Annotated in this window: 23 protein-coding genes; 14 read left to right on the top strand and 9 right to left on the bottom strand. The window is 58.8% G+C overall.

The features are described 5' to 3' along the window. Nucleotides 1-10: 10 nt before the first annotated feature. Both F591_RS0118485 and F591_RS0118490 read left to right on the top strand, forming a co-directional pair. Entirely contained in the window at nucleotides 11-349 is a 339-nt protein-coding gene (locus tag F591_RS0118485) for a hypothetical protein (protein WP_019536107.1), read from the top strand. An 84-nt stretch (nucleotides 350-433) separates the two neighbouring features. Then, on the top strand, nucleotides 434-625 hold the full coding sequence (locus F591_RS0118490; protein ID WP_019536108.1) for a hypothetical protein: 192 nt from the start codon (nucleotides 434-436) through the stop codon (nucleotides 623-625). Here F591_RS0118490 and F591_RS29665 read toward each other — a convergent pair. Beyond that, a complete protein-coding gene (locus F591_RS29665) occupies nucleotides 622-1,758 on the bottom strand; it encodes a protein kinase domain-containing protein (protein ID WP_019536109.1) in 1,137 nt (378 codons plus the stop codon). The two genes, F591_RS0118490 and F591_RS29665, sit on opposite strands and share 4 nt — an antisense overlap. 15 nt (nucleotides 1,759-1,773) lie before the next feature. Then, nucleotides 1,774-3,321, bottom strand: a complete 1,548-nt coding sequence (locus F591_RS0118500; RefSeq protein ID WP_019536110.1) for an MDR family MFS transporter — start codon at nucleotides 3,319-3,321, stop codon at nucleotides 1,774-1,776. Between F591_RS0118500 and F591_RS31565 the strand changes: the two genes are divergently transcribed. The 10 genes from F591_RS31565 to F591_RS0118550 all read left to right on the top strand — a co-directional run bounded on the left by F591_RS31565 (nucleotide 3,305) and on the right by F591_RS0118550 (nucleotide 11,982). Beyond that, nucleotides 3,305-3,571, top strand: a complete 267-nt coding sequence (locus F591_RS31565) for a hypothetical protein (protein WP_156829618.1) — start codon at nucleotides 3,305-3,307, stop codon at nucleotides 3,569-3,571. The genes F591_RS0118500 and F591_RS31565 overlap by 17 nt on opposite strands. 711 nt (nucleotides 3,572-4,282) lie before the next feature. Next, nucleotides 4,283-5,203, top strand: coding sequence for an ectoine/hydroxyectoine ABC transporter substrate-binding protein EhuB (ehuB, locus tag F591_RS0118510; protein WP_019536112.1), 921 nt, complete (start codon nucleotides 4,283-4,285; stop codon nucleotides 5,201-5,203). Nucleotide 5,204: 1 nt separating this feature from the next. Then, nucleotides 5,205-5,855, top strand: coding sequence for an ectoine/hydroxyectoine ABC transporter permease subunit EhuC (gene ehuC / locus F591_RS0118515; protein WP_019536113.1), 651 nt, complete (start codon nucleotides 5,205-5,207; stop codon nucleotides 5,853-5,855). A 7-nt stretch (nucleotides 5,856-5,862) separates the two neighbouring features. Further along, on the top strand, nucleotides 5,863-6,525 hold the full coding sequence (gene ehuD / locus F591_RS0118520; RefSeq protein ID WP_019536114.1) for an ectoine/hydroxyectoine ABC transporter permease subunit EhuD: 663 nt from the start codon (nucleotides 5,863-5,865) through the stop codon (nucleotides 6,523-6,525). A 318-nt stretch (nucleotides 6,526-6,843) separates the two neighbouring features. Next, a complete protein-coding gene (gene ehuA, locus F591_RS0118525; RefSeq protein WP_169445863.1) occupies nucleotides 6,844-7,614 on the top strand; it encodes an ectoine/hydroxyectoine ABC transporter ATP-binding protein EhuA in 771 nt (256 codons plus the stop codon). Nucleotides 7,615-7,669: 55 nt separating this feature from the next. Further along, nucleotides 7,670-8,236 (top strand): diaminobutyrate acetyltransferase, encoded by a 567-nt coding sequence (gene ectA, locus F591_RS0118530; protein ID WP_019536116.1) that lies wholly within the window; start codon nucleotides 7,670-7,672, stop codon nucleotides 8,234-8,236. Between the two features lie 254 nt (nucleotides 8,237-8,490). Then, nucleotides 8,491-9,846, top strand: coding sequence for a diaminobutyrate--2-oxoglutarate transaminase (ectB, locus tag F591_RS0118535; RefSeq protein ID WP_019536117.1), 1,356 nt, complete (start codon nucleotides 8,491-8,493; stop codon nucleotides 9,844-9,846). 61 nt (nucleotides 9,847-9,907) lie between these two features. Beyond that, nucleotides 9,908-10,294 carry an ectoine synthase gene (locus tag F591_RS0118540; protein ID WP_019536118.1) on the top strand — a complete coding sequence of 129 codons (387 nt, stop codon included), beginning with the start codon at nucleotides 9,908-9,910 and terminating at the stop codon, nucleotides 10,292-10,294. A gap of 285 nt (nucleotides 10,295-10,579) precedes the next feature. Next, a complete protein-coding gene (gene thpD, locus F591_RS0118545; protein WP_019536119.1) occupies nucleotides 10,580-11,470 on the top strand; it encodes an ectoine hydroxylase in 891 nt (296 codons plus the stop codon). Nucleotides 11,471-11,472: 2 nt separating this feature from the next. After that, nucleotides 11,473-11,982 carry a DUF2179 domain-containing protein gene (locus F591_RS0118550; protein WP_019536120.1) on the top strand — a complete coding sequence of 170 codons (510 nt, stop codon included), beginning with the start codon at nucleotides 11,473-11,475 and terminating at the stop codon, nucleotides 11,980-11,982. 965 nt (nucleotides 11,983-12,947) lie between these two features. On the opposite strand, the gene F591_RS0118560 is transcribed toward F591_RS0118550, so the two are convergent. The 6 genes from F591_RS0118560 to F591_RS0118585 all read right to left on the bottom strand — a co-directional run bounded on the left by F591_RS0118560 (nucleotide 12,948) and on the right by F591_RS0118585 (nucleotide 18,365). Further along, on the bottom strand, nucleotides 12,948-14,594 hold the full coding sequence (locus F591_RS0118560) for an extracellular solute-binding protein (RefSeq protein WP_019536122.1): 1,647 nt from the start codon (nucleotides 14,592-14,594) through the stop codon (nucleotides 12,948-12,950). Between the two features lie 53 nt (nucleotides 14,595-14,647). Then, nucleotides 14,648-15,532 carry a carbohydrate ABC transporter permease gene (locus F591_RS0118565; protein ID WP_019536123.1) on the bottom strand — a complete coding sequence of 295 codons (885 nt, stop codon included), beginning with the start codon at nucleotides 15,530-15,532 and terminating at the stop codon, nucleotides 14,648-14,650. Between the two features lie 75 nt (nucleotides 15,533-15,607). Next, a complete protein-coding gene (locus tag F591_RS0118570) occupies nucleotides 15,608-16,600 on the bottom strand; it encodes an ABC transporter permease (RefSeq protein ID WP_051109222.1) in 993 nt (330 codons plus the stop codon). 44 nt (nucleotides 16,601-16,644) lie between these two features. Further along, nucleotides 16,645-16,809, bottom strand: a complete 165-nt coding sequence (locus tag F591_RS0118575; RefSeq protein ID WP_156829619.1) for a hypothetical protein — start codon at nucleotides 16,807-16,809, stop codon at nucleotides 16,645-16,647. Nucleotides 16,810-17,467: 658 nt separating this feature from the next. Further along, nucleotides 17,468-17,659, bottom strand: a complete 192-nt coding sequence (locus F591_RS0118580) for a hypothetical protein (RefSeq protein ID WP_019536126.1) — start codon at nucleotides 17,657-17,659, stop codon at nucleotides 17,468-17,470. A 382-nt stretch (nucleotides 17,660-18,041) separates the two neighbouring features. Then, nucleotides 18,042-18,365, bottom strand: coding sequence for a hypothetical protein (locus F591_RS0118585; protein WP_019536127.1), 324 nt, complete (start codon nucleotides 18,363-18,365; stop codon nucleotides 18,042-18,044). Between the two features lie 636 nt (nucleotides 18,366-19,001). Between F591_RS0118585 and F591_RS32380 the strand changes: the two genes are divergently transcribed. Continuing rightward, nucleotides 19,002-19,640 (top strand): DsbA family oxidoreductase, encoded by a 639-nt coding sequence (locus tag F591_RS32380; protein ID WP_019536130.1) that lies wholly within the window; start codon nucleotides 19,002-19,004, stop codon nucleotides 19,638-19,640. Nucleotides 19,641-19,764: 124 nt separating this feature from the next. On the opposite strand, the gene F591_RS0118605 is transcribed toward F591_RS32380, so the two are convergent. Next, on the bottom strand, nucleotides 19,765-20,622 hold the full coding sequence (locus tag F591_RS0118605; RefSeq protein ID WP_019536131.1) for an EcsC family protein: 858 nt from the start codon (nucleotides 20,620-20,622) through the stop codon (nucleotides 19,765-19,767). 46 nt (nucleotides 20,623-20,668) lie between these two features. On the opposite strand from F591_RS0118605, the gene F591_RS0118610 reads away from it, so the two are divergent. Beyond that, a complete protein-coding gene (locus F591_RS0118610) occupies nucleotides 20,669-21,511 on the top strand; it encodes a DUF72 domain-containing protein (RefSeq protein ID WP_019536132.1) in 843 nt (280 codons plus the stop codon). Nucleotides 21,512-21,565: the final 54 nt, after the last annotated feature.

Raw genomic sequence — 21,565 nt, forward strand, 5'->3', positions numbered from 1 at the left:
GAGCGAGGCTGTGAAAAAAGAGAAGCTGCCGGGGACCAACATCAGCTTGAAGACGAAGAAGAACGAGTCGCCGGCGGTGATGGAATGGCTGAACTGTCAAACCAACCTGATGGATTCCATCCGTTATTTGATCGAAAACGAGATTCGCGCGAACGGAGTCCGGAATCTGCAGCTGCATATTCCGGCGGAAAGGCCGCCCATCCGCCTTCCCTCCGAACTTGCGGCGGAGAGCGCGGAGCGGTTCGCGGCGGCAGCTGCGGAGGGCGGAGGCGCCGCCGCTGCAAGGCGGCACCCGGCGCCCGGGCCGGAGGATGATATCGACGAGGACGATATCGCATCGTGGGTTTAGCAGGGAGGCTGCCGCAACCGATTGAAACGGACTTCGCTTCGTTCGCGTATTGAAGGGCAAGAACCTTTCTTAGGAGGGAACGCCATGCTGAAAAAACTGCTGCGCAAGCTGCTGCATTCGAAGACGAACAAGTACGGAGGCGGCTACTACCGCCCGTATCATTCCAGCGACGATTACCGCAAGCGGCACTACGGTTCTTCCCATCCGCATCACAATCAATACGGCCACGGCCATTATCGGAGAAAGCGCAAGTCCAGCTTCTTCTCCAGCAGCTAGCCGCGCCTCGAGCGATGCGGCTGCTGCTTCAAATCCGGCAATATCCGGGCAATCTCATCCGCGATGTCGCGGCATCGGGAATAAGGCTGCTCCGCCTCCAGCAAACGGCGGAGCAGCTTTTTTGTGCCCGGATGCAGGGTCAGCTCCTCTTCCCAGCTCTTCTCTTCCTCGCGCCTGCCGCGCCCGGCCGGCTCCTCATCCGGGTACGTGCTGTACAGAAGGAACAGCAGCAAATGCCCGAGCGCGTAAAAATCGCTCGTCACGTGCAGCCTTCTGCGCAGCCGCTTGCCGGTCGGGGCGTCGCCTGCCACGCCGTCCGTGTCGGTCACGTACTTGGCCGCCGGGCTGCCCGCGTGCTCACCCGCGGCGTCCACCTGCCCGGCCGCTGCGTTGCCCGCGTGCTCACCCGCGGCGTCCACCTGCCCGGCCGCCGGGCTGCCCGCGTGCTCACCCGCGGCGTCCACCTGCCCGGCCGCCGGGCTGCCCGCGTGCTCACCCGCAGCGTCCACCTGCCCGGTCGCCGCATCTCTCGCCGCCCCGCCTGCCGGGCTAACGGGCAGGCCTTGCCCGTGCGCGTGCGCGTCCCCGGCTCGCAACTCCCGGGCCAGGCCGAAATCGATCAGCCGAAGCTCATCTCCGTGCAGCAGTACATTGGCGATGCTGATGTCCCGGTGGACGATGCGCAGCCCGTGCAAATACTCAATGGCCGCCAGCAGCCGGAGGATCAGCTCCAGCGACCGCTCTTCCGAGAAGCGGCGGCCATCCGTGAACAGCAGCTGCTCCAGGCTTCGTCCGGCGGCATATTCCATCACGAAGCACGGCTGCCTCTCCGCGCGGAAGCTATCCAGCAGCCGCGGAATGAGCGGGTGGTCGAGCCGGCTCATGATCCCGATCTCGCGGGCATAAATGCGCTCTGCCCGCTCCTTTCCGCCGCGTGCCGGACTGATCCGTTTCAGGACGCACCGCTGGCCGGAGCGCAGGTCGATGCATAAGTAAGCGACGCCGAAGCTGCCTTCCCCGAGCCGTTCCACGATCCGGTAGCGGCCGGCCGCGACAGCGCCGGGACGAAAACGGCGTCCTTGCCAGCGGCGCAGCCAGACGCCAGGGGCGAACCATCCGAAGGAGGCCATCATCCGCTGCCGCCGGCCTTAACCGCGCGATCCGGCCGAGCCAGGGTTCTCTCCGCCCGGCTTTTTCACCGTAACCCGCTCGTTGCCCATCAGGAAGACGGCAACGACGGAGAGGGCAATCGGTATGAGCGCCAGCAGGAACATATATGTGATCGAGCCGGACATGGCGTCGACGATCTGGTCGAGCATCGCCGAAGGGATTTGCGCCCGCTTCTCCGGGGTGAACAGCTCGCGCGGATCTCCGAGATTGACGAGGCCCGAGCCCGGCCCCTGGCCTTCCGTACCGCCCAAAGATGCCTGCAGCTTGCTGGCGAACAGCTTGCTCTGAATCGTTCCGAAGACGGTGATGCCAAGCGTCATGCCGAGCGAGCGGAAGAACGAGTTCGTCGAATTGGCCGACCCGCGGTGCCGCATTTCGAGATTATGGATCGAGGCGGTCGGCAGCAGCGAGAAGGAGAAGCCGACGCCGAACCCGGCGATGATCATATAGAGCGTCAGCAGCGAGCGGGCGGTGTCCGGCGTAAGCAGAGCCAGCAGCCCCATGCCGATGGCATAGGCGAAGACGGAGACGATCATCAGGTTGCGGAACGAGGTCCGGTTCGTGAACACGCCGCCAACGGCGCTGCCGGCTACCGAGCCCAGCATCATCGGCGTCAGGATAAAGCCCGCATTCGTCGCCGAGCCGCCGTACACCGCTTGCACGAAGATCGGAATGTAGACCGTCAGGATGACGAACGTCGCGCCGTACAAGAACGCGAGCGCCTGAGACGAAGCGAACAGCCGCCGGCGGAACATCCAGAAGGAGATGATCGGCTCTGCCGCCTTGGTTTCGGCAATCAGAAACCCGATGAAGAACACGGCGAATCCGCCGAACAGGCCGATAATCGCGCCGGAGTCCCAGGCGAACTGCTTGCCGCCAAGCTCGAGCGCGAACATGAGGCAGACGACGGCGACCACCAGGGTCACCGCGCCCCACCAGTCGATGCGCTGCTTCGATGTTTGCCCCGATTCTTTATAGTGCCGAAGAATCAGAAAGAGCGACACGATGCCGATCGGCAGATTGACGTAAAAGATCCAGTGCCAGCTGATATATTCCGTCAGATAGGCGCCGAGCAGCGGTCCGAGCACGCTGGAGGTGCCGAATACGGAGCCGAGCAGGCCGGTCATCCGCCCTCTTTTCTCCGGAGGGAAAATGTCGAACACGATCGTAAACGCAATCGGCATCAGGGCGCCGCCCCCGATCCCCTGAATCGCGCGGAACAGGCTGAGCTGCACGATGCTCTGCGCCAGGCCGCAGAGGGCGGAGCCGAACAGAAAGACGATGAGCCCGAAGACATAAAACCGCTTGCGGCCGTACATGTCGGACAGCTTGCCGAAAATCGGCATGCCGGCCATGACGGCGACCATGTACGCCGAGGTCACCCAGACAAATTTATCAAGGCCTCCCAGATCGGCGACGATCGTGCCCATCGCGGTGGCGACGATCGTATTGTCCATAGCCGACATGAGGATGCCCAGCAGCAAACCGGCCAGAATGAGCCGGGTCTGCTTGACGTTAGCAACCATGAAGTGGACTCCTCTCATATTTTCTTCTTTGACATTATTATCGAAAAAGGCAAAAAATACAACCGAACCTGCAGGGGGCATGAAGGGGTTATGCGCGAGCGCGGGGGAGCTTGAAGGCGATGAACGGCTTTTTTCAAGAAAAGAACGCTTGTTCCCTTGCCTGGTGTTCGCTGGCTTCGCTTTCTGTTTTGCTGGGCTAACGCAAGCTACAGAGCTTATTTCACTCGAAACCATCGATTTGAAATTGTAACGCAAGTGAGCAGCCTTATTTCGCATGTTTGGCTGCCAGTGAGCGTTTTGGCCCAAAAAAGCGATAAAGCGAAGTGCGACTTTCTGTACCAAGGAAAACTACCGCAAAACCGCCGTTCATCCTTGAAAGGACGCCGATAGACGTTTTTCTTTTCGGACGAAAGCTGTCAAGCAAGCGGCCGCGGCTTCATTATGCTGCCGGGCAGTGCCGCCAATAATCGACAAGCGGGCGGGCGGGGCACAGCCGAGCAAAAGCTACATTAATAGCTCACGAAACAGGCGGTGAACGGCGGCTTTTTTGCAGATAAAATTCGACGTGGTTCGACAAATTCAATCCTCCGCTTGAGCAGAGGATAGAAGTGAAAAAATTGTGCGGATGAGATTGTAAAAGATCGAATTCAAATGAAATAGATTTGATGATTTTTTATTTGAAATTTGATTGAAATCGAATTTAATTGGCCTAATTTCGCTGAATTTTGTTTAATACCACAGATTGACTTTTGTGTAAAACGGTGATTTTGTCCCTAATCGGGGGGATACGGGGGGAAAAAGGAGCATCGGGCAGGTTATTTGGCCTCAGCCAAAATGAGCAGGGATTATCTGGAATATGGGGGGCATAGCCAACATGACCTCCTGGGGGTATCGTGTTAACATAAATTGTGTTCGCGAACAATTTTGCATTTGCAATCAGTTTTGGAAAGGAAGTGAGTGTGTGAAGCGTATTCTTACGCTGGCCATGATCATGCTGCTGGCAGTCGCGGCTATCGGCTGCGGCAGCGCGAAGGAACCGGGCCAAGGGGGAGACGCTCCGCAGGCAGGCGCGGGCGGAGGCGGCGAAGAAGGCAAGGGAGGCACGCTGGAGGAAGCGAGGAAGCGGGGCTATATCACCGTCGGGTTCGCTAACGAGAAGCCATATGCGTACAAAGAAGCGAATGGAGAGCTGACGGGGGAGGCCGTGGAAATCGCCAAGGTTGTGCTCAAAAACTTGGGGATTAACGAGGTTCGCGGAGAACTGACGGAGTTCAGCTCGCTCATCGGCGGGCTGCAGGCGAAGCGCTTCGATCTGATTACGGCCGGCATGTTCATCAATTCGGACCGCTGCGCAGCCGTGCTGTTCGCCGATCCGGAGTACAGCATCGGCGAAGCGATCGCCGTCAAGCAAGGCAATCCGCTCCAGTTGAAGAGCTATGAAGACATTGCGAAAAATAATGACGCCAGGGTAGCGGTGATGGCCGGGGCCGTGGAGATCGGCTACCTTGAGAAGTCCGGTGTGCCGAAGGACCGCATGGTCATCGTGCCTGACCAGGCTTCCGCGCTGAACGCCCTGCAGGCCGGCAGAGCGGACGCCATTACGATGACAGGTCCCGCGCTGCAGTCGATGCTCGATTCGGCGAACGATCCGAGTATAGAGCGGGTATCCGATTTCACGCAGCCGGTTATCGACGGCAAGGACGTCCGCGGATACGGCGCTACGGCGTTCCGGCAAGCGGATCAGGAATTCCGCGACGCGTTCAATGCGGAGCTGAACAAGCTGAAGGAATCCGGCGAGCTGCTGACCATCCTGCAACAATTCGGCTTTACCGAAGATGAGCTGCCCGGTAATGTAACGGCCGAAGAGCTGTGCAAAGAGTAACATGAACACGTCCATGGTGGAATTGGCGCCGCTGCTTCTGGAAGGAGCCGGCATTACGATTCAGGTCGCGGTTCTGTCGTGGCTGCTGATGCTTCCCATCGCAACGGCCGCAGGTCTGGCCCGGCTGTCCAAATTCGCCGCTGTTCGCGCCGTGACGGTCGTCTATGTGGAGGTTTTTCGGGGAACCTCGCTCCTGGTACAGTTGTTCTGGCTGTATTTCGCCCTCCCCTTTGTCGGGGTGGAGCTGCCGAAGCTGGCGGCAGGCGTTCTGGCGATTGCCTTGAATTACGGAGCCTACGGCTCGGAGATCGTGCGCAGCTCGATCCAGGCCGTTCCCAAAGGACAGTGGGAGGCGGCGGTCGCGCTGAATATGACGCCTTGGCAGCGGATGAGCCGGGTGATTTTTCCCCAGGCATTCGTCCGCATGCTTCCCCCGTTTGGCAATTTGTCCATTGAGCTGTTGAAATCGACCTCGCTCGTTTACTTCATCACGTTGTCCGATCTGACTTACCAAGCTATGGTGCTGCGCAACAATTACGTCTCAATGACGCCGCAAATATGGGCGACCTTGCTGGTCATTTATTTTGCGCTCGCCGGAATCGTAACTTTAGGCTTCAAGCTGCTGGAGCGCAGGCTTCAGGCAGGGAGGTGACAGAAGCATGTGGGATTGGAATTATGCGCTGTCCGTGCTTCCCGAGCTGCTCAGAGCGCTTCGCGTCACGGTGCTCGCTACCGTCGGCGGCTTTGCCGTCGCCTGCATCGCCGGCCTAATGCTCGCGATCGCCGTTCGTTCGCGATGGAAGCCGCTTTCTTGGGCGGCCCGCTCGTTCGTCGAGTTTGTCCGCAGCACGCCGCTGCTCGTGCAGGTGTTCTTCCTGTACTACAGCCTGCCGATGATTGCCGGCATCTCGCTGTCCGCCTTCGCGGTCGGCATTATCGGTCTCGGGCTGCACTACAGCACTTATATGTCGGAGGTGTACCGCTCCGGCATCGAGGCGGTGCCGAAGGGCCAGTGGGAGGCGGCGACTGCGCTCAACTTCACCAAAGCCCGCACCTGGCTGTCGGTGATTCTGCCTCAGGCGATCCCGCCGATTATTCCGGTGATGGGCAATTATTTGATCGTCATGTTCAAGGAGACGCCGATCTTATCGGCAATCACGCTGGTCGAAATGCTGCTTGCCGCCAAAAATATCGTGTCCGTTTCCTGGCGCGTGTTCGAGCCTTACACTTTGGTAGGGGTGCTGTTCCTCTTGATCAGCTACCCGGCGTCCCTGCTGATCCGCCGGCTGGAGGTGCGGATGAACCGGCAGCGCGGCGCGTAAGTGTAACGGGGCGAAAGGGGCCGGGATGAACGTTGGAGACCGGGATCAGCGAAGGATCCGGGATAAGCGTAAGGACTGGAATGGACGTAAGGACCGGGATGAGCGTAAAGACCAATGGGCACCCGGTAGGCAGCCTCTTCTCATCGAATTATCTCAGTTTTCGTATAAGAAAAATAGGTGTAGCGAGTATGTCTCATTCGTTCATAGGGAGGTGAAGCGATGCTGCTGGAGGACAGGACGGCGGATGCGGCAGAGGCAGCGGAGAGCGGCGCCCCGGCATCTGCCCGCGCGACAGAATCTGAGCCGCTGAACGCTCCCATGCCGCTGGTGAAATACGACAAGATCAGCAAGAGCTTCGGCGATCATCAAGTGCTGAGGGAGATCGATCTGGAGGTGGCGCCGGCGGAGAAGCTGGCCATTATCGGGCCGAGCGGCTCCGGCAAGACGACGCTCGGGCGCATGCTCATGACGCTCGAAGAGCCGACGTCCGGAACGATCGAGGTGGACGGCGAGCTGCTGTGGCACCGCAGGGTGAACGGCCGGCTCGTCCGCGCGGACGAAGCTCATCTGCACCGGATGCGCGGCAATATCGGGATGGTGTTCCAGCATTTCAATCTGTTTCCGCATATGACTGTGATGCGCAACGTTACGGAGGCACCCCGCAGGGTGCTCGGCGTGTCGAAGGAGGAAGCCGAGGAGCGGGCCGCAACGATGCTGCGCAAGGTCGGGCTCGCAAGCAAGCTGGATGCATATCCCTCGCAGCTTTCCGGCGGGCAGAAGCAGCGCGTGGCGATCGCCAGGGCGCTCGTCATGCGACCGAAGGTGATGGTGTTCGACGAGGTGACGTCGGCGCTCGACCCCGAGCTGGTGGGCGAGGTGCTGGAGGTGATCAAGGAGCTGGCGCTGGAGGGCGAGATGGCGATGCTGCTGATTACGCACGAGATGGATTTCGCCCGCGATGTGGCCGACCGCGTCGTCTTCGGGGCGGACGGACGGATCGTCGAGCAGGGACCGCCGGAGGCGATCTTTGAAAATCCGCAGAGCGAGCGGCTCAAGTCGTTTTTGAGCCGGTTCCGCGCCTCGCGCTAAGCAGCGCGGCCTGCCCCCCGCGCGGGCGCTATTCCGAACGAGAGGAGGACGATGCATGAACCTGAACGCAAGTTTGGCAGCGGCCGGGCCGGGCGTCATCTTCCGGCAGCCGTCGGCTAGAGACGGCGCGCGCGTCTGGGCGTTGATCCGCGAAGCGGGGACGCTGGATGTGAACTCGGCTTATTGCTACATGATGCTGTGCGAATATTTCAGCAAGACGTGCCTGCTGGCCGAGCAGGACGGAGCACTGTGCGGCTTCGTTTCGGCTTTTCGGGTGCCGGAGCGGGAGGATACGCTGTTCGTCTGGCAGATCGCCGTGCACCCCGAGCGCCGGGGGCAAGGGCTCGGCCGCCGGCTCCTGGATGAGCTGCTGGAGCGGCTTCAGACGGCAAGCCGGGAAACCGCCGGGGCAGAGCCGCCCCATGCTGTACAGCCGCCCATCCGCTATATCGAGGCGACGATCAGCCCGTCCAATGCAGCTTCCCGCGCTCTATTCCGCAGTTTGGCCCGGCGTCTGAAGGCCGGCTGCGAGGAGACGAGCGGAATGCCGGAGGACTGGTTTCCGGTCGAGCAGCGGCATGAGGCAGAGCGGCTGTTCCGGATCGGTCCGCTGGCTCCGTGATCCGGATCGGTGCTGCAGGCCCCAGGATATGGATCGGGCTCGCTGGTCCCGCGATCCGACGCGGTGGCGTAGGTACCATGATCTGGCCTGGTGCCGCAGGTTCCATGGTCCGGCCCGGTGCCGGTGCCGGTGCCGCAAGCTCCTGGATCAGGCGGAATCGGTTCTGCACGCCCCACGATCAGGCACAGAAGCTGCTTGAGAACGTACTGGAATTTTTTTTGCAAGAGAAAACCCCAATCGAGGAGGATGATCGAGTGAAAACGCAAACGATGGAGACAGCGTCCTTGCACGTGTTCGAACAGCTGGAATCGGAGGTGCGCAGCTACTGCCGCAGCTTTACGACGGTGTTCGCCCGCGCGAAGGATGCGATCCTGTGGGATGCGAACGGGAACGAATATATCGATTTTTTTGCGGGTGCGGGATCGTTGAACTACGGGCATAACAATGACGTCATCCGGCAGCGCCTTGTCCGCTATTTGCTGGAGGACGGAATCACGCATAGTCTCGATATGGCGACCGAGGCGAAAGAGCAATTCCTGCTGCGTTTTCAGGACATCATTCTGAAGCCGAGAGGGCTGCAATACAAAATCATGTTTCCCGGGCCGACGGGCACCAACGCGGTGGAAAGCGCGATGAAGATCGCCCGCAAGGTAACGGGCCGCACGGGCATCCTGTGCTTCACGAATGCCTTTCACGGCATGTCGCTCGGCTCCTTGTCCGTCACGGGCAACGCCTTCAAGCGCAAAGGAGCGGGCGTCAGCCTGAACCATTCCGTCTTCATGCCTTACGACCGCTACTTCGGGCCCGACGTGGATACGGCGGCTTACATCGAGAAGCTGCTGGACGATCCGGGCAGCGGCATTGAACGGCCGGCGGCTGTCATCCTGGAGACGGTCCAGGGGGAAGGCGGGCTGCATGTCGCAAGTCCCGAATGGCTGAGGCGTATCGCCAAGCTGTGCAAGGATCGGGACATCCTGCTGATCGTGGACGACGTGCAGATGGGCTGCGGCCGGACAGGATCGTTCTTCAGCTTCGAGGAAGCGGGAATCGAGCCGGATATCGTCTGCATGTCCAAGTCGATCGGAGGCTACGGGCTGCCGATGGCGATTACGCTGCTGAAGCCTGAGCGTGATATTTGGTCTCCTGGCGAGCATAACGGCACGTTCCGGGGCAACAATCTCGGGTTCGTCGCCGCTAGCGAAGCGTTGAATTATTGGATCGGCGACTCGTTCGCTGCCGAGATTCGGCGCAAGAGCGGGGAAATTCGCGCCGCTTTGGAAGGCATTCTGCGCAAGCATCCGTCCCTGAAAGCGCACATTCGCGGCAAAGGGATGATTCAGGGGTTGGCCTTCGAGGAGGAAGGAATGGCGGAGCGCCTGTGCGCAATCGCTTTCCGGAACGGTCTGATCATGGAGACGTCCGGCCCCCGCAGCGAGGTCGCCAAGCTGATGCCGCCGCTGACGATCGCCGATGAGGCGCTGCAGCGCGGTTTGCAGGTGCTGCAGGCGTGCGCCGCCGAGCTGGCCGGGGAAATCGCCCGCACCGGAGCCAAAGCCGCCGCGGGCCGGGCGGCAGCAGTGCCCGTTGCCCGGACAGGGACCGAACGTTAAGGGCAAGACTCCGGGGCCGATTCTGAATCTCATCATCCATCCACAGGAGGGAGCAGCGAACATGATCGTCAAACATTTGGAAGACATTATCCGCACGGAGGACGACGTCGACACGCCGACCTGGAATGCCCGCAGGCTGCTGCTGAAGAAGGACGGCATGGGCTTCTCGCTTCACGATACGGTCATCAAGGCGGGGACGGAGACGATGATTTGGTACAAAAACCACCTCGAAGCCGTGTACTGCATAGACGGAGAAGGCGAGATCGAGGTCGCGGGAGGCGAGACCTATCCGATCCGGCCGGGTACGCTGTATGCGCTGGACGGACACGAGAAGCATTACTTGCGCGCCTATTCGGGAGGGCCGATGCGCATGGTCTGCGTGTTCAACCCGCCGCTAACGGGCCGGGAGGTTCATGACGAGGAAGGAGCGTATCCGCTGGTTGAATAAGCGGACTGCCGGCAAGGGACGGCCGCTTGACAGACGAAGCCGCTCCCGCGCTTGAACGCTGTCTGCGGCGCAGAACGCGCAGCGCGCGCGAGGCGGCGTACGCCTGAGCCTGAGTGCCGCATCGCGGACCGATATGGCCTCTCTCGTTAGGCGAAGGCCTATGACTGAAAGGCGGATGGCAGGAACCGACGAAGCTGGATCGATGACGATACCTAGGACGATACCTGGATCGATGATCAAACCAAGAGATCGCTGACGATACCAAGAAAGAGGAGATGAACCCTGATGAGCAACCCTCAGACGAACGTGCGTGAGATCGATGTGTATCCTTCCCGGATTCATTCCGAGCCGGCGATTTTGGAACGGCAGGACCCGGTCGTATACTCTGAGTGGACGGAAAGCAGCCCGCTCAGCAAAGAGCAGTCCGACTTTTACGACAAGAACGGGTACTTGTTTCTGGAGGGATTCTTCTCCGAGGCGGAGGTCAACGTATGGCGCCAGGAGCTGCGGAACATGTGGGAGCAAGCCAGAACTTCGAATGCGGAGGAAGTGATTCGCGAGCCGGATAGCCAGGAAGTCCGAAGCATCTTCGCCGTTCATCGGGAAGGAGTGTTCGCCGAGCTGGCGAAGCACCCGAGTCTGGTCGGCATCGTCCAGTATTTGCTCGGCGGCGACACGTATATTCACCAATCGCGCATCAATTTCAAGCCGGGCTTTAACGGCAAGGAGTTTTATTGGCACTCCGACTTCGAGACATGGCATGTGGAGGACGGAATGCCGCGCATGCGGGCGCTCAGCTGCTCCATCGCGCTGGAGGACAACTATTCGTTTAACGGCCCGCTGATGGTCGTGCCGGGCTCGCACCGCAAATTCGTCTCCTGCGTCGGGCAGACGCCAAAGGACCATTACAAAAGCTCGCTGCGCCGGCAGGAGTACGGGGTGCCCGATCCGGACAGCTTGACGGCGCTCGTGCGCGAGGGCGGCATTGACACGCCGACTGGCAAGGCCGGCTCGATCCTTCTGTTCGACTGCAACATTATGCACGGCTCGAACAGCAATATCTCGCCCATGCCGCGCAGCAACGTGTTCCTCGTATACAACAGCGTAGACAACCGCATCGGCGAACCGTTCTCCGGTCAGAAGCCCCGGCCGGCCCATATCGCTACCCGCGAATAGCGATGCTGTCGCTGCCGCTGGTCGCCGGGATCGTCGGGATTAACGTCGCGTATGTATCCATTTTTACCCTGAGGCTCATCCTGGTCATCAAGGGGAGGATTGCTGTCGCTTCGTTCATGGCCATGCTCGAGGTGTTCGTCTATTTGACCGGCCTCAGTCTCGTGCTGGACAGTCTCGACAACCCGTTCAACCTGGCGGCCTACTGCATCGGATTCGGTCTGGGCGTGTATACGGGCAGCCGGATCGAGGAATATTTGGCGCTCGGCTATCTGGTCGTGCAGGTGATCGTCGATTCGCCGCAATCCGTGCTGCCCGCGAAGCTGCGAGAGATGGGCTACGGCGTGACGGCTTGTCCAGCGGACGGGCGCGACGGGCAGCGGCTCGTCATGCAGGTGCTGGTGAAGCGCAGCAACGAGCGGAAGCTGCTGAACAGCATTTCGCAGCTTTCGCCCCGGGCCTTCGTCATCTCCCATGAGCCCAAGCGGTTTGTCGGCGGCTTCTGGGTCCGGTGAATCGGGCAGTAGGGCAAGGCCAGTATCAATGAGGCGATTTTGCCCATGCTGCATTGCATGAGAGAATGCACCGGTTTTAGGGCATGGCATCAGGAAGAATAGCTTATGACCGGAGCGTGTGCGCGACTGGGTACTGCCCAAACGCCCGCTTGCGGAGTTCTTTTGCTTGTCCAAGAAGGAGGGGGGACTGGGGCTGCTGGTCTGCAAAGGGTGCCATGGAAGAGGGACATAACCTCCGGATCGCTACTGCAAACGCGGCTAAAGCCACGGCGGATATCCAGTTCTTCGCCGTGCAGCGCGCTCTTCCAGTGCTCGTTCCCCTCGCCGTCCCGGACGATCTGTCTGCGTCGATCAGCACAAATTGCTCCAGATAGCAAATGTTGTATTTTGTACAACAAAAACGGGGGAATAACCTCTATTTGCGAATCAATGTTGTAAAATGTGTAACATTTCGGGCGATGTTCCCGGGTTTGAAGCCCATTGCGCCCAAATTATTGTATAAAATGCAACATTACCCTTTCCCTTGTGCAAAAGGGGCAGAAAATGTTGCATTTTTTGCAGGATTTGTCGCCTCGTGTGCCTGGGACCCGCCCCTTGGGCTATTTTCAAGATCACCGGTCGTCACCTGTGGTGTTGAAAATTCAACGTTTAGATGAATTTTCAAGTTAGCGAAACTGTGCTCACCGCAGCCATCTTGCGGCAATATCGGAGCGTCCGTAGGGATCAGCCAATTGCTTTCACTCGTTTGATAGGCGATCGGTTTCCACCCTTCGCTTACCGGCGATCTGATTATTGCAGCAGTTGTTCAAGCTCGGATTTGGAACGGATGAGTATAATATAACATATTTTCCAAATTCAGAAATGTCTGTTCCGGCGACAAAAAAGGCACAGCGCCTCATGGATGAGGGCTGTACCTTCCTGCGCTTCATGACTGATGCGGATTGTGCCGCTTGAATAGGCCAGGCTTACTTGCTTTGGTTGTAACGGTCGTATGCCGCTTTGTATACCTTCATATATTGGTCGACGCCCATGCCCTGCACGGTCTGAACGTATTTGTCCCACTCCGAGAACGGCGTCGCGCCGGTGATGAACTTCGCTTCCATTTCCTTAATATAGGTATGAATATCGCTGCCGATGGAGCTCATGAATTCCGTCTCTTCGTCCGTGAAGTTGAAGTTGTACCACAGTTCCTTGATGGCATGCGGCTCAGCCTTCTTGCCGGCCTCGATCGATTCCGGCAGCGTTTCGGAACCTTTGAAGTATTTCTCCTGCACGTAGCCGGGGTAGCTGCCGCCCATCCACGATACGTACTTCGTCAGCGCCTGATCCATCGTCAAGCCGCTTGGGTTGTTGCGGATTTCGTCGACGTATTCCAGCTTGCCGTCGGCCGTTTTGTTGTAGGAGACGCCTTCTTTACCCATGAAATAGAAGGTCGCGCCTTCGTCCCCATAGAAGTGGTCGATCCAGCGTACCGTCGCCTCCGGGTTTTTGTTTTTGTCCGTGATGACGAACGCGCCCGGCCATACCATCGGCACCTTGATATGCGTGTACAATTGATCGCCGTGCGGTCCTTTCAGCGCGCCGAGGCCGATGTACCCTTCGCCGTTGAACTGCGTTTTCGGATTCGGATTGATCGTTGCCGCGAGCAAGTCCTTGCCGCCTTTGGCGTACAGGGCGTTGCCGGTTTGCGTGAAGACGTCCTTGTCGATCAGCCCTTCCGTATACAGCCTGTTCATATATTGCAACAGCTCTTTGAAGTTTTCCGTCGTGCGGAAGAAGCGCAGCTCGTTCGTTTTCGGATCGATATCGACATGCTTGTGGCCGAGGCCGCGGGTGCCGACGCCCCATGCGCCCATCAGCTGCTCCATCAGCGGGTTGATGCCCGTGCCGCTATACGGAATTTCATCCAGTTGTCCGTTGCCGTTCAGGTCGGTCGTCTTGACAGCCTTCAAGTATTGATAAAATTCCTCCGTCGTCTGGGGAACCTCCATGCCCAGCTTGTCCAGCCAATCCTTCTTCACCCAGAGCGGAGTGCCGATCAGCATCGGAAGAAATTCCGGGCTATAGAACGACGGGAACGAGTAGATGTTGCCGTCCGGCATTGTCAGCGCTTTGCGCAGATCCGGGTATTTCTCCATCAGCTTCTTCAGGTTCGGGGCATATTGGTCGATCAGATCGTTCAGCCGGATGAAGACGCCCTGGCTGCCGTATTTCATCAGGTCCGCCGCCGGAACGCGGGCGGAGTAGAGCGCGTCCGGATAGTCGCCGTTGGCGAGCGCCAGATTGCGCTTTTCCGTCAAATTCTCGAAGGGAACGGTTTGGAAGTTGACTTTGATGTTGGACATCTTGGCATATTCCGACCAGACGAGCCGCTCTTCGAATTTGTTGCTGCCGTTCGTGGCTGCAAGGCCGGTGAAGAACGTCAGCTCGATCGGTTCCTTGACAATCGGCATGCCGGTCGCATTGAGGTTTTGGCTTTGAGCCGTCTCGCCCTCTTGCTCCTGCGACGCTCCGCTGGTGCCTCCGTTATCTCCGGCGCCTCCGCAGCCGGCCAGCAAAGTCGCTGTCATGACCGACGACACCGTCAGCGCAGTCCATTTTTTCCATCTCATCTTTGATTTCCTCCCCTGGTCTTGTTGCATCGGAATGTATCGCCAAAAGGGAATTATCCCTTTAAAGCCCCAATCATGACGCCTTTGACAAAATATTTTTGCAGGAACGGGTACAGCATGAGAATCGGCAGGTTGGCGACGACGACGACCGCATATTTGATCGCTTCCTGGTCGAGCAGTGTCTTGGCGTGCGAACTGTCGCCGACATTGACCATTTCTTCCATCTGGCCTTGTATGAGAATTTCCCGCAAAATAAGCTGTAGCGGGTAATCCGCGCGGTCGGTCAAATAGATCAAGGCGTTGAAATACGCATTCCAGTGGCCGACGCTGTAAAACAGCACCATGACCGCCAGTATCGGCATCGACAGCGGCAGCACGACGCTCCGCAGGATGCGCAGCTCCGAACAGCCGTCGATCGCGGCCGCCTCCTGGATTTCTCCGGGAATGCTCGATTGGAAGAAGGTGCGCATAATAATGATGTTGTACACGGAGACGGCGTTCGGGATCACCAGAGCCCAGAACGTATTCGTCATGCCGAGCTGCTTGACGAGCAGATAGGTCGGCACGAGGCCGCCGCTGAAAAACATCGTGAACACCATGACCCCCATCAGCACGTTGCGTCCGCGAAAATCGCGCTTCGACAGCGGGTACGCGGCCATGACGGTCATGACCAGATTGATCGCCGTTCCCAGCGTCGTGTAAAAAATCGTATTGCCGTAACTGTTCAGCAGATCGCTGTTGTCGAATACTTTGGCGTATCCCTCGAACGTGATGCCTTTGGGCAGCAGCCACATATCGCCGCCCAGGACGGCGGCCGGATCGCTGATCGAGGCGCTGAGAACGAAAACGAGCGGATACAGGACAATGATCGATATGATGCCGAGCAATGTCATGTTAACAGCGTCAAACATTTTGTCCCCCGAGCTTCGGGTTTCCATGTCGGTTCCTCCTTCCGGATGTCGCGAGGCCATGCGAGTGTTGTGGTCGGCTGGCTCTGTCCATTGACCGGACGTTTACCAAAGGCTGACCTGATTGACCTTTCTCGCGATGCGGTTGACTGTAATGAGCAGGATGAAGTTGACGACGGAATTGAACAGCCCGACCGCCGCCGAGAAGCTGTACTGTGCCCCCAAAATGCCGCTTCGGTACACATAGGTCGAAATGACATCCGAGCCTTCCATATTCAGCGAGTTTTGCATCAGAAACACTTTCTCGAAGCCGACGCCCATCAGCGAGCCGAAATTGAGAATCAGCAGGATGACGATCGTCGGGCGGATGCCGGGCAAGTTCACGTGCCAAATCCGTTGCAGCCTCGTAGCCCCGTCGACCTTGGCCGCCTCATGAAGCTGGGGATCGATCCCGGCCAGGGCCGCCAGGTATATGATCGAGCTCCAGCCCATCTGCTGCCAGACGCCGGAGAACACGTAGATCGTCTTGAACCAGCCCGGCTCGGTCATGAAGGAGATCGGCTCGCCGCCGAAAGCCTGGATCGCCAGGTTGACCAGACCGCTCGTCGGGGAGAGAAACATCAGGAGCATGCCGACGATGACGACGGTGGACAGGAAGTGCGGCGCGTACGTCACCGTCTGCACGAATTTGCGGTAGCCCTTCAGCCGGACCTCGTTGATCATGAGCGCCAGCAGGATCGGGACAGGAAAGCCGACGGCCAGCTCGTACAGGCTGATGCCGAGGGTGTTGCCGATCAGCCGCCAAAAGAAGTAGCTGTCGAAAAAACGCTCGAAATGCTTGAAGCCGACCCAAGGACTGCCCCAGATGCCTTTTGTCGCGATGAAATCTTTGAAGGCGATCTGCACGCCGTACATCGGCCAATAATGGAAGACGGCGAAGTAGGCGATGACCGGTGTGATCAAAAGATAAAGCTGCCAATGACGGCGAAGCGCCTTGACGATCGCGCTGCACCGCCTTTTCGGGGCTGCCGGAGCTTTTGCCGGAGCCGCTTGGGCCAATCCGCGCGCTGATGTCGTTGATTGTACTGGTGTATTCATATGCTCCTACATAACCCTCCATGGATCGATTTTGGATTAGACGCCTATGACGAACGATCCTTCGTCAATCGGTCGTTACCTGCGGTGTTGAAAAATTCGCCGATGAGCTTCGTCGAATTATCAAGATAGACGCCTATGACGAACGATTCCTTCGTCAATCGGTCGCCCTCTGCGGTGTTGAAAATAAGACGGAAAAAAAGCCACAGCAAAGAAGCGGCCTCCGTTTCCGCAACGCGCGACTTGCAGGCCATCTTCCCGCCGGGCTTTCTCCTCATCTCCACCCGTTATTGACATGACTGACGCCTAGAACGAATGAATTCTTCGTCATCGGTCGTCCCCTTCGGTTGTTGAAAATTTGCTGATGGGTTTCTTTCGTTCAACTGATATTGATTTGCTAATATGGATAAGCTCCTCCGGCCAATCGTCAGTTCGCAAACGTCCGATCCGGTTCGTCGACGGCTTGCTGCCATGCTCCTTTCGCCCCGGGAAGTCCAGCCGAGCGGAGGGCCTGTCCGATTGCCTATAACGAGCATACCGGCCGATTGTTAAGGGGAGATCAAGCTCGTGTGAAGAATTTGTAAAGGGGTTGATGAACGGTCCGTTCTGCTTTCTTGCCGCCTGCAGGCAGTGGAGATGGGGGGAAGCGCTCGTCCTGCTCGGCTTCCCCGGCAATTCCAGAACTGGCAAGAGCAGTTCGGGGGCTGTGCGATGAGGACCGCTGCTTCAAAGAAAAGCGTCAAGTGGCAGGAAGCCCAGCCTGGCATTTGGGATGGGCAGGAGCAGGACGATGAGACGGATTGGGGAAGTATTTTTGTAATAATGTACTATCGTGCTACCACACTATTTCATTATTTCTTTATAGCGAAGTCAAATATGATAGCTGCCAATCGGCTTGTTCAGCACCCACTCCAGCAGCATGATTTTCTCTTCCAGCTGATCGATGTCCCGTTGAATTGCCGGCTTCTCTTCTTCGGCCGCGGAGGCCAGGCGGCTTGCCAGCGATTGCTTCAGCATCAGCAGCTCGTTCGCTTTACGTCTTACCTGATCTTCGGTTCTCATCCCGAATCCTCCAATTCTTATTCAAGCATTCACATGCAACACGTACTTAAGCGATCCTTAGCCAAGGCACGGATGACAGGCACAGGCAGTGCCCTTTCCCAGGTTCATAGCGCCAGATCCCGTCGATATGTCTGCCCATAGTATAGCTCACGGCATTCGCCGCTGTCAGCTAATGGAATGCGGACCGGCCGTCGTCTTGGCATTTGTACAGTTCATGTCCATTGCGGGCCGGAATGAAAAGCCGTGTTCCGTGGGACCGCTTCCCAACCGCTCGCCGTTCAGGCGCGATGTTCGTGCTGAATCCTATAAGAAAAATGACCGCTAAACCGCGGTCGCTCATCCTTGAATGGACGTCGATAGACGCTTTTTATCGCGCAGGTCGCTACAAGCTGAGCCGAAACGGTTCTTCCTCGAACTGCTCGAGCAGCTGGTGGGCTTTGTCCAAGTCCCTGGAGTGCACTTCCAGCCGCAGGGTGGCGGTATGGTAAGAATGCTCGGAGGCTGCCGCCTGCATAGCTCCCAGATTGGCATGCCCTTCGGACTTCACGCGGCACTTCACCTGGTGCTCCTTCAAGAAGGCGTATTTGGCTTCCAATTGGTCGGCATCCGCGCCGGAGCTGATCTGGACCGTTTTCCAAAGCACGCTGCGGCGATAAAGGACATACATCACGACCAGCGCAACCAGTAACAGAATCAAGCTACTCATGGAAAACACCGCCTTTTTCCGATTTTCGGCCGCAATGCTATGATTACAGCCCTGCCATTCATTAACCGGGAACGAGGCAGGTGAAACCGTCGTAGGGAAATTTTTTTGTAAAATCCCTGAAATTGGTGGGGCTCGTATCCCCGCAAACGATGCTCCAACGCCCGAAAGCTGTAGCAAGCCTGATGCCATCAGGCGGGTTAAACGTCGGCTGCGGCGAAACATTCGTCATCGGTTGTCATCTTCGGGCTGCTGAATTTGCTTGAAGGCCGCATGGCTGCCGCCATCGCCGGATGGCATGAGCTGACGGCCGCCGTGAAGGAAGCGGCCTCCCAAATCGCAACCGTCGTCAAAGGTAACGTATAGAGACAGCATTACGAGATATGAAAAAGGTGACCGAAGCCGCGGGAATCGCTCCCGCGGCTTCCGCGTTTTCGCGGACTTTCGCGGGCTTTCGCGCCTGGATCAGGGCGTAAGAAACCGTGCGCCAATATAAGCGATCAATGTCGGGAACATTGCCTGCAACGATTAGCTCGGTCAACCAATGGCTTTCATGCTATACTGTTGGCGTATGCATGCGTAAAACATAAGGGATAGCGAACGTAAGCCCATTTTGAAAAAAGGCCGGGAGGTGCCGATTTGATTATCGAGGTGTTTCAAGATACGGTTTGTCCGTGGTGCCGCATCGGCAAGCGGCATTTGCAGACGGCGCTGGAGCGTTGGGACGGGGAGCCGGTGGAGCTGGAATGGAGAGCGTATGTGCTCGATCCGGGCGTGCCGGCTCAGGGCGCTCCTTACCGCGAGCTGATGAGCGCGAAGCTTGGCGGCGAGGAACGGATGGAGCACGCTTTTGCGCATGTGACGGAAGCAGGGTGCAGCGTCGGACTTGACTTCCGGTTTGACCTGATCCGCGTCATGCCGAATACGCTGCTGTCCCACCGGGTGATCGCCCTGACCCCGCAGGAGAAAAAGACCGCGCTCGTGGAAGCGATCCACCGGGCCGTATTCGAGGAAGGACGGGACATCGGCCGATTGGAGGAGCTGCTTGCTTTGGCCGAGGCGGAGGGCGTCGATGCTTCCGAGCTCAGGGAGCGGCTGGAGCGCGGGGAAGGGACGGCGGAAGTGGAGCGGGATCTGGCGTTCGCCGCGAAGCTGAAGGTGTCCGGCGTGCCGTTCTTTATCATTAACCGCCGCTTCGGCGTAACCGGCGCCCAGCAGCCGGAGACGCTGCTGCAGGTGCTGCGCCGCGCGGCGGGGGAGAGCGGCAAGCAGGCATGAGGAGAGGGCTGGACGAACCGCCGTACGGCAGTTCGAGGTTCGGGACTTCGAGGCAGGGTTCGCCTTCCGGCAGCGCGGGCGGTTCGGAGCCTCCCGGCCCCGGCGGCGGGACGCCGGGCATCCGCTATAGCTTAGGCTCGAGGCGGCTTAGCCTTTCCTGCACTCTGCGCTTTCGGTACAGCATCATCGCGGCCTCCGACACGTCCTGCAGCGTGCTGCGGTTAATGAACGCGCCGAACAGCATGCCGGCGACCGGGATGAGCTGGAACAGCTTCTTCCAGCCGAAGTTGTCGCGATAGATTTGAATCACCTCGCGCCAGCCCTGCAGCTGCGAGATGACCTGGGCGTGCCCGTCCGTTCGGCCGAAAGCGGACAGCTCCGCAAGGATGGCCTGCTTGCCGACGATGTCGGACGAAGCGAACTGCATGCATTTGACGGCGAAGATCCGCTCGTTCTTCTCCTTGGGGTCGTAGCCGTAGCAAACCGCCATCTCTTGAATCACCTTGAGCGATAGCCCGATCACAGCCGGGATGTCCAGCGCCAGCGTGAACAATCCGCCGAAGCCGGTCGTCGCTCCCTGCACGGTGGCCAGGCGCGTGCCCGTATCGCCCAGCTCCGCGGCGGTGCGGTCCATGATGGCGAGCGGCACGAAGGAGACGTCGGCCGCGGCGGACAGCGGCACCCCGTTGTGTGTCCCGGTAGCGCGCCGGTTCTGTTCCAGCTTCTCCAGCACGCTGCGCTCGGAGATCAGGTATTGGCCTCCGTTCTGGATATAGCTGCCGAGCTCATTGACCGCCTGGCCCAGCTTTTCCTGCACGAACTTCGGCGTCAGCCGATCCAGCAGCGCGAACGGCAGGCGGCCAAGCTTTTCCCAGAACCAAAGATCTTTCTGCTCTTGCTCCCATGCTTCAATCTGCTGCAGCGCCTCGGTCAGCTCTTCGCGCGTTTCCGAGGGCGGGGGAAGCAGTTCGTTTGGTTTCATGGTTTCACTCCTTGAGGGATAGATACAAAGAAAAGGACTGACTGGCATGATCAACATCGGGCTAGCCGGGTGGGGGGATCACGACGATCTCTACGGACAAGGGACCGCCCCCAGAGACAAGCTGAAAATATACAGCCGATATTTCTCTGTCGTCGAAGTAGACAGCTCCTTCTATGCTGTGCAGTCGGAGGAGACGTATGCAAGGTGGGTCCAGGAGACCCCGGATCGTTTCCGTTTCATAATCAAGGCTTATCAGGGAATGACCGGACATTCCCGCGGTAAAAGTCCATACGCGGACCTGGCGGAAATGTTTCAGGCTTTTTGCCGCTCGATCCGCCCGGTTGCGGAAGCGGGCAAGCTGAAGGCAGTGCTGTTTCAATATCCGCCCTGGTTCGACTGCCAGCGCAAGCACGTGCAGGAGCTGCGCGAAGCGAAGGCGCGCATGGAGGGCTATCCTCTGGCCCTCGAGTTCCGGCACCAGAGCTGGTTCGTTCCGGAGATGCGGGAGAAGACGCTGGCGTTCATGGAGCAGGAAGGCTGGGCGCACAGCATCTGCGACGAGCCGCAGGCCGGTCCCGGCTCCGTCCCTACGGTGCTGCATCCGACAGACCCGCGGCTGACGATCGTCCGCATGCACGGGCGCAACGCCGCAGGCTGGAATCAGGGAGGCTCGCCCGATTGGAGGGCGGTGCGGTACTTGTACAGATACAGCCGCGAGGAGCTGGCGGAGTGGAAGGCGCACCTGCAGCAGCTGCTCAAGTCGACGCGGGAGATTTGCGTCATCTTCAACAACAACTCCGGCGGAGACGCCGCAGTCAACGCGCTGCAAATGATGGAGCTGCTAGGAATGAACCCGCCGCCGCGGCCGGAGCAGATGGAGCTGTTTTGAGTCGCTGCGTGAGCCGCCGCGAGCCGCTACGCTGGCGCTGCGCTGCGCTCGAGG

Source organism: Paenibacillus ginsengihumi DSM 21568, from assembly GCF_000380965.1.
Taxonomy (GTDB): Bacteria; Bacillota; Bacilli; order Paenibacillales; family NBRC-103111; genus Paenibacillus_G; species Paenibacillus_G ginsengihumi.